The sequence below is a fragment of the Litorivivens sp. genome (genome assembly GCF_041625495.1).
Lineage (GTDB): Bacteria > Pseudomonadota > Gammaproteobacteria > Pseudomonadales > Spongiibacteraceae > Litorivivens.
Genome location: NZ_JBFJTH010000179.1, coordinates 1 through 7,232 on the forward strand (window position 1 = coordinate 1; position 7,232 = coordinate 7,232).

Genomic DNA, 7,232 nt, shown 5'->3' on the forward strand with positions numbered 1-7,232 from the left:
GCGAAGTACATAAACCGCCCAAAGCCGGTGAGAGCAGGATACACTTCCAACGTTCCACTATAGAGCAATACGCGCTGAGTGAGTTTCAATGCCAAAATGCCGACAAAAACAGCCAGGAAGCGATTCGCCCGACGATCACCTTGAGGGTCAGATAGTAGAAGCGGTATCACTAGCAAGCTAAAAGCAATACCTGCCGTGGCTGTTACCATTACGAGGGTATTCGGCATATTTGTATAATATTCCTAAAGACTAAGCTCGCTTTGACGGTTATTTTTTGTTTAGAAAGTAAGTGGTCTGCCAATAGCATGGTCTACTTGAAGTGCTTAGTACAAGCGATGCTTAGTTGCTGCCGCTTCAGTGGTTTCATTTTCGGGCGAGAATAAACCGGTGGCCGCTAACGCTGAACGTTTGATTTAGGCTTTATTCTAGCTTGTTATCGGAAGCCGTCGTCCGGCCTCCTCGGTCATCATGTGCTCGGCATGCCTCCGGGAGATGCATCATCCGGCCAAAGTGTTTTGTAGTTCTTACTACTCAGAACAATGTGAACGTCGTCATTAAAATTCTGCGTCCTTCTGTAATAAGCTCAGCGTTGGCCGTCAGTTAGCTACAGGGAGCGCCTAGACCATGGGAGCATACATCCAGCATGACAGTTACCAAGTCTTCTGGGCGCGTGTTTAGGTTTCCCATGTAGGAATCCTTAAGGCTTTTATAATCAGCCAGCCCCATAATGATACTGGTGATACAGAAATTGAAACGCTGGAATAGTAGCTTTTTAGGCAATTCCGGGTAAGTTTTGACCAGCAGCTTTTTAAACCGCTCAATAGATGGGCCTGCAAACTTATTAAGGATATGGTGGGTGTCGGAATCGGCATCAAACTCCATCCGCGCGATAAAGCGCACCGCGTCGTAGCCCCATTCTTCCTTCAGGATATTGAGGTAGGGGGTTACAAAAGCTTCCAGGATCTTCTTACCATCAACGGTGTCGGAAGTTTCAACCGCGACCAGAGCGCTTTCTCGTGACTCTTCAAACCAGTTCTGGATGAACTCAGCCAGCGACTCCAGCAAGCCCATCTTGCTACCGAAATGATAGTGCAGGGCCGAATGATTCTTGTGCCCCGCTTCCCGGTTGATCATCCGCAACGACACGGCATCGATACCGTTTTCCGCGAACAGCTTCAGCGCTGCTCGCAGCAGGGACTGTTTTCCTTGTTCGGCAATGGTTGCGTTGGGGGATAGTGTAAGCATAGCAGTGCCTTAAATTAAATCGGTCGACTTAGATGCTACTGGGCTATAGCTTAACCGTCAAGTTTGGCATGCCATAAAGGCGTAAATTCCTGGCGCCAAGGATAGCGTTATCGCCGAAAAACGCAAATAAGCGCGTAAACCCGGGTTAGCTATAGATAGTGATTCAGCCAAACAGCGGCCCTTCTGCGCAGCGCAGAAATATAAAAAACACCGCGATAAGCTTATTGACTCATATAAAGCTGAATGATTTAATCGCCGATATAGCTACGCTGGCTCAGGGTGTGTAAGAGCCTACCAGTGACTAAACGTAAACGGACGAAATCCAATGGCAGATGCGAAATCAAAAATAATCGATGGTAAGGCTGTAGCAGCTGAACTTCGGGAAACTGTTGCGCAAGAAGTCACGCGCTTGACTGAACATCACAATCTGGTTCCCGGCCTTGCCGTCGTGTTGGTTGGGGAAGACCCCGCAAGTCAGGTCTATGTGCGAAACAAGGTGCGGCAGACGGAAGCGGCTGGCATGAAAAGCTTTCACTTTGACCGTCCTCCCAGCATATCCCAGGACGAGTTGTTGGAGCTCATCGACACATTAAATGCTGATGAGCAGGTTCACGGCATACTGGTTCAGCTTCCGCTGCCCGCTCATATTGATGAAGGGGCCGTGATTGAGGCTATCTCTCCAGATAAGGATGTAGATGGGTTCCACGCCATCAACAGTGGTCGCCTGCTCAATGGCAATGCCAGGGCGCTGGTAGCCTGCACTCCACGAGGCTGTATCGATCTGGCGAAAAAGGCGCTTGGTAGCGATCTCTCGGGCAAGCATGCCGTCGTAGTTGGGCGTTCTAATATTGTCGGCAAACCTGTGTCGATTTTGTTGCTGCAGGAAAACTGTACGGTGACTATTGCCCATTCGCGAACACAAGACCTTGCCGCAGTGTGCCGTACCGCCGATATTTTGGTCGCCGCCGTAGGTCGCCCCGAATTTATTCAGGGTGATTGGATAAAGCCGGGCTGTACCGTGATTGACGTGGGCATCAACCGTATAGAGCGCGATGGCCAAAGCCGATTGGTTGGTGACGTAGATTTTGACGCGGCGATACAGCACGCGGCGGCCGTGACACCCGTGCCGGGCGGTGTCGGTCCAATGACGATTGCCTGCTTGTTACGTAATACCGTAATTGCCGCATGTAACATCAATGGTCTGCAAAGTCAGATAAAATAAATCCCTTTGTAAACAAAGTGTTAAGTAAACATTCATCCAGGGGGTGAGCGCTGTCAAGTGGTGGTGCTCATCATGGACGCAGTGCTACAAGCGCAAAGTAAGCCTTTTGACTTATGGGTAAGTCATGTGCTTTACTTGCGGTGGCATCCAGTCGTGGATCCTGGTGCTTAAAAGAGAGGAATCGAGCACATGTCCAATAGTAATTTGTCCGCAGAATACGTGTTTACGCTTAAATGCCCGGATCGACTGGGTGTGATGGCTCGTATTTCCGGTTTGCTCTACGACCAAGGCGCGTTCATCACCGAGGTGTCCCAGCATTCGGATCCCTACACCAATACTTTTTTCTCCCGGCTCGTGTTTGATGACCGCGTTCTGAAAGAGAATATTGCATCTCTGTCATCCAAAATTGATGATTTGGCAAAAGAATTTGAGATGGATTTTCGTTTACGCGAAACCAGCTATAAGCCCAAACTATTGCTGGCCGTTTCGAAGTTTGATCATTGCCTGAATGTCTTGCTAACCAAGTGGCGCTCGGGCGCCTTGCCGGTTGATATTGTTGGTGTTGTCTCCAACCACGAAGATTGCCGTGGTTTGGTTGAATGGTATGGCATTCCTTATCACCATTTGCCCATTACACCCGAGACAAAGCCGCAGCAGGAAGCGCAAATATTGGGCCTGATGGCCGAGTACGACGTCGATCTACTGGTGCTGGCTCGCTACATGCAAATTCTATCGGATGACATGTGTCGGCAACTTGAAGGGCGAGCGATCAATATTCATCACTCCTTCCTGCCCAGCTTCAAGGGTGCCAAGCCTTATCATCAGGCCCATGCACGCGGGGTAAAGGTGATCGGAGCCACTGCGCACTACGTAACCGCAGATCTGGACGAAGGCCCCATCATCGTTCAGGAGGTCAAGCCCGTGAATCACACCTTTAAAATCGAACACCTGGTGCATATGGGGCACGATATTGAAGCAGCCGCGCTTTCTCATGCGGTGCGATTACATTGTGAGGAGCGCGTCGTACTGAACGGCGACAAAACCGTCATCCTTTGATGGGGTGGCGACTGGCTCAAAAGGATTAAGATGAAAAAATACTCACTTCTGTCTTTGTTTACGAATGGCCTGAACGGACACAAGCGTTGGCCGCAAGCGTGGCGTGACGCAGAACCCAAGCGCAGCTATGACGTTGTGATTATCGGTGGCGGCGGGCACGGTCTGGCCACCGCTTACTATCTTGCGAAAAAACACGGTATCACCAACGTCGCGGTGCTGGAAAAAGGCTGGTTGGGTGGTGGTAATACGGGCCGTAATACCACCGTTATTCGCTCTAATTATTTCTACAAAGAAAGCACCAATTTCTTCGACCACTCGCTCAAACTTTACGAAAAGCTTTCCCTCGAATTTAACTACAACCTGCTGCTGAGTCAGGGCGGTATCACTACGCTAGCCCATAACCGTCACGATCTCGAAGTGCTCGAGCGTTGGGCAAACTCCATGCAGGTTCAGAATGTCGACTCTGAGATGCTGACGCCCGAGCAAATCAAAGAGCGTATGCCGCTTATCGATATTTCGCCTACCTCCCGCTATCCCATATGGGGCGGATTTGTGCAAAAGCGGGGCGGTGTCGCACGTCACGATGCGGTGGCCTGGGGCTATGCACGTGGAGCCGATGCCATGGGTGTCGATATCATTCAGAACTGCGAAGTAACCGGGATACTGCGCGAGGGTGACAGCGTTCGCGGGGTCGAGACCAAGTATGGCGTCATAAAGGCCGACAAAGTTGCCATGTGCGTCGCGGGTCATACGAGTGTGTTGGGTGCGATGGCCGGTCTGGAATTGCCGATTGTCAGTCAGCCCCTGCAGGCGATGGTCAGCGAGCCGGTTAAACCGTGTCTTGATGGTGTCGTCCTGTCACCGGCGGTACACGCCTATGTCAGCCAGTCAGACCGCGGCGAGATTCTGATCGGTGGTGGCGCGGATCGCTATCCGTCCTATTCGCAGCGAGGCACGTTGCCAGTTACCGAGGAAACACTGGCGGCTGCGGCGACCTTGTTCCCTGCTTTTGGCAGTTTGAAGTTGATGCGCCAATGGGCCGGCATCGTGGATATCTCACCGGATTCCAGCCCCATTATGGGTAAAACACCGGTCAATGGACTCTACATCAGTGGTGGTTGGGGAACCGGCGGCTTTAAGGCGATTCCAGCCGGTGGCGATTGCCTGGCTTACACCATTGCCAACGATAAACCCCACGATCTGATTGAACCTTTTGGTTTGGATCGGTTTGCACGCGGTGCCTTTATTGATGAAGGCGCGGCAGCCGGCGTAGCGCACTAGGAGAAAAACATGCACTTAATTTCTTGCCCGTGGTGCGGCGAACGCAGTGAAGACGAGTTTACCTGTGGTGGGCAATCGCATATTCAGCGGCCTGATCCGGACACCGTGACCGACGAAGAATGGTCGGCCTACATGTTTAACCGTATCAATCCGGCCGGTATTCATTTTGAAAGATGGCGCCACACGTTTGGTTGCCGGCAGTGGTTCAACATTGCCCGCCATACGGTAACGCACGAAATTTTCGCGATCTACAAAATGGGCGAACCTGCTCCTGTGATTGAAAACACACCGGCAGCGAAAACCGCAGGAGGTGCGCAATGAGTAAAGCATCCAAGCGGCTGAATACCGCGCATCAGGTCGATCTGAACACGCCCATCCGCTTTGTTATCGGTACTAAAGTGTATCAGGGCTACAAAGGCGACACCGTTGCCTCTGCGTTGTTGGCAAACGGTGAAAAAATTATCGGTCGCAGCTTTAAATTACACCGCCCGCGGGGCGTGATGACAGCGGGCTGCGAGGAGCCCAACGCACTGTTGCAAGTTGAGAGCGGGTTAGTAACCGAGCCGAATGTACGGGCGACCAGCACTCCTCTGTACGAGGGTTTTGTGGCGAATGGTCAAAATGCCTGGCCTAGCGTCAAGTTTGATCTCTTCGGCTTGATGAACCTGTTTCAAAAGATGCTGCCCGCTTCTTTCTATTACAAGGCACTGATGTGGCCGAGTTGGCATTTCTATGAAGGTCTCGTTCGTCGTCTGGCTGGTTTGGGCAAAGCGCCTCGCGAGGCTGATCCCTATCGCTACCACAAGCGGAATGCGCATTGCGATGTACTGGTCTGCGGTGGTGGCGCCTCGGGATTGATGTCGGCATTGGTTGCGGCAGAAAGTGGTTTGCGCGTGATGTTGATCGACGAGCAGGCAGTTTTTGGCGGGCGCCTGAACGGCGAAAGCCAACAGATTGACGGTAAGCCTGCCACCGAATGGATAAAAGCGACCGTCGCGAAGTTGGAGTCTTTCGACAATGTGACACTGCTGTCTAACACCACGGTTACAGCGTATTACGAGCAAAACTTCCTGACGGCTGCAGAGCGCATGACCTACGCTATGCCAGGACGCGAAGCGGCTGACAAAGTGCGCGAACGCCATTGGCGGATTCGGGCGCGTCGCGTGATATTAGCCACAGGCGCGATCGAGCGCCCGCTGGTCTTCCCGAATAATGACCGACCAGGCATCATGCTCGCCTCCGCTGTTCGCGAATATGCCAATCGCTATGGGGTTGCTGTAGGGCAGTCCATCGTTGTGCTGACGAATAATGACAGCGCCTATGAGAGCGCGCTGGATCTCTCGAAAGCAGGGGTAAACATAGCAGCGATTGTGGATACCCGTGTCAACGCGGAAGGAGCGCTGCAGCAGGCCGCGCGTGCACAGAATATTCCCCTGTATCTCGGTTACACCGTCGGGGCCGTTCACGGAGCCCGGGCTGTGAAAGGCGTTACGCTGGCGAAGCACCGTGGCAACGGCGAGATAGGGGCGCTGGAAAACCGTATCGCATGCGACGTGATTGCCATGTCTGGTGGCTGGACGCCAACGGTCCACCTGCATTCGCAAGCCGGTGGAAAACTTCGCTACGACGATACCCGCTTGTGTCTGGTTCCCGACAGTACGCCACAAGCCGTCCGTTCTGTTGGTGCAGCCAATGGCCAGTTTATGCTGGCTGACTGTCTGGAAAGTGGTGTCGATGCGGCGACTAAGGCCGTGGCTGAGCTGGCTGACAGCGAGCTGGCCGCTCCGAAATTGCCTAGTGTCGCTAAAGTTACCTATGCGCAGCCCGAAGCCTACTGGTATACCAAAGGCGCGCGCACGGATAAACAATGGGTCGATTTTCAATATGACGTCAAAGTGTCTGATCTGGAATTGGCCGCACGCGAAAATTTTGTCTCGGTTGAGCATGTAAAGCGCTACACCACCAATGGCATGAGTCTGGATCAGGGCAAAACCAGTAATGTGAATGCGCTTGCGGTGATGTCTGAGCTGTTGGGCAAGCCGATTCCTGAAGTGGGCACCACCAAGTTCAGACCGCCCTATCACCCCTCAACGCTGGGTGCCTACGGCGGCTTGAACGTGCGCGAACGCTACGCGCCGCGGCAACTGATGCCGGCCAACAGCTGGCATATTGCCAATAACGCGCAAATGGAAGATTTCGGTGGCTGGATGCGTCCGGCCTGTTACCCGGCCAAGGGTGAAACCGAAGCGCAGGCCATCAGCCGAGAAGTGCTCGCAGTACGAGAAAACGTTGGCCTGTTTGAAAGCTCACCGCTGGGCAAAATCGAGGTCTCTGGCCCAGATGCTGCGGCCTTTCTCAACAAGATCTATATCAACAACCTGAAAACACTCAAGGTAGGGCGGGCCCGTTATGGTCTGATTACCAATGA

7 protein-coding genes are annotated in these 7,232 nt (G+C 52.8%); 5 read left to right on the forward strand and 2 right to left on the reverse strand.

What is annotated here, in order from left to right; all coding sequences use genetic code 11:
• A partial coding sequence (locus ABYP39_RS16020) for a hypothetical protein (protein WP_372783531.1) occupies positions 1-227 on the reverse strand: 227 nt, incomplete at its 3' end.
• Positions 228-600: 373 nt separating this feature from the next.
• Positions 601-1,245 carry a TetR/AcrR family transcriptional regulator gene (locus ABYP39_RS16025; protein WP_372783533.1) on the reverse strand — a complete coding sequence of 215 codons (645 nt, stop codon included), beginning with the start codon at positions 1,243-1,245 and terminating at the stop codon, positions 601-603.
• 325 nt (positions 1,246-1,570) lie between these two features.
• Between ABYP39_RS16025 and folD the strand changes: the two genes are divergently transcribed.
• The 5 genes from folD to ABYP39_RS16050 form a co-directional block, all read left to right on the forward strand.
• Positions 1,571-2,467, forward strand: coding sequence for a bifunctional methylenetetrahydrofolate dehydrogenase/methenyltetrahydrofolate cyclohydrolase FolD (gene folD / locus ABYP39_RS16030; protein ID WP_372783535.1), 897 nt, complete (start codon positions 1,571-1,573; stop codon positions 2,465-2,467).
• Positions 2,468-2,656: 189 nt separating this feature from the next.
• Positions 2,657-3,523 (forward strand): formyltetrahydrofolate deformylase, encoded by an 867-nt coding sequence (gene purU / locus ABYP39_RS16035; RefSeq protein WP_372783537.1) that lies wholly within the window; start codon positions 2,657-2,659, stop codon positions 3,521-3,523.
• Between the two features lie 30 nt (positions 3,524-3,553).
• Positions 3,554-4,804, forward strand: a complete 1,251-nt coding sequence (locus ABYP39_RS16040) for a sarcosine oxidase subunit beta family protein (protein ID WP_372783539.1) — start codon at positions 3,554-3,556, stop codon at positions 4,802-4,804.
• Positions 4,805-4,813: 9 nt separating this feature from the next.
• Positions 4,814-5,125 (forward strand): sarcosine oxidase subunit delta, encoded by a 312-nt coding sequence (locus ABYP39_RS16045; protein WP_372783541.1) that lies wholly within the window; start codon positions 4,814-4,816, stop codon positions 5,123-5,125.
• A partial coding sequence (locus tag ABYP39_RS16050; protein WP_372783543.1) for a 2Fe-2S iron-sulfur cluster-binding protein occupies positions 5,122-7,232 on the forward strand: 2,111 nt, incomplete at its 3' end. The genes ABYP39_RS16045 and ABYP39_RS16050, both read left to right, overlap by 4 nt.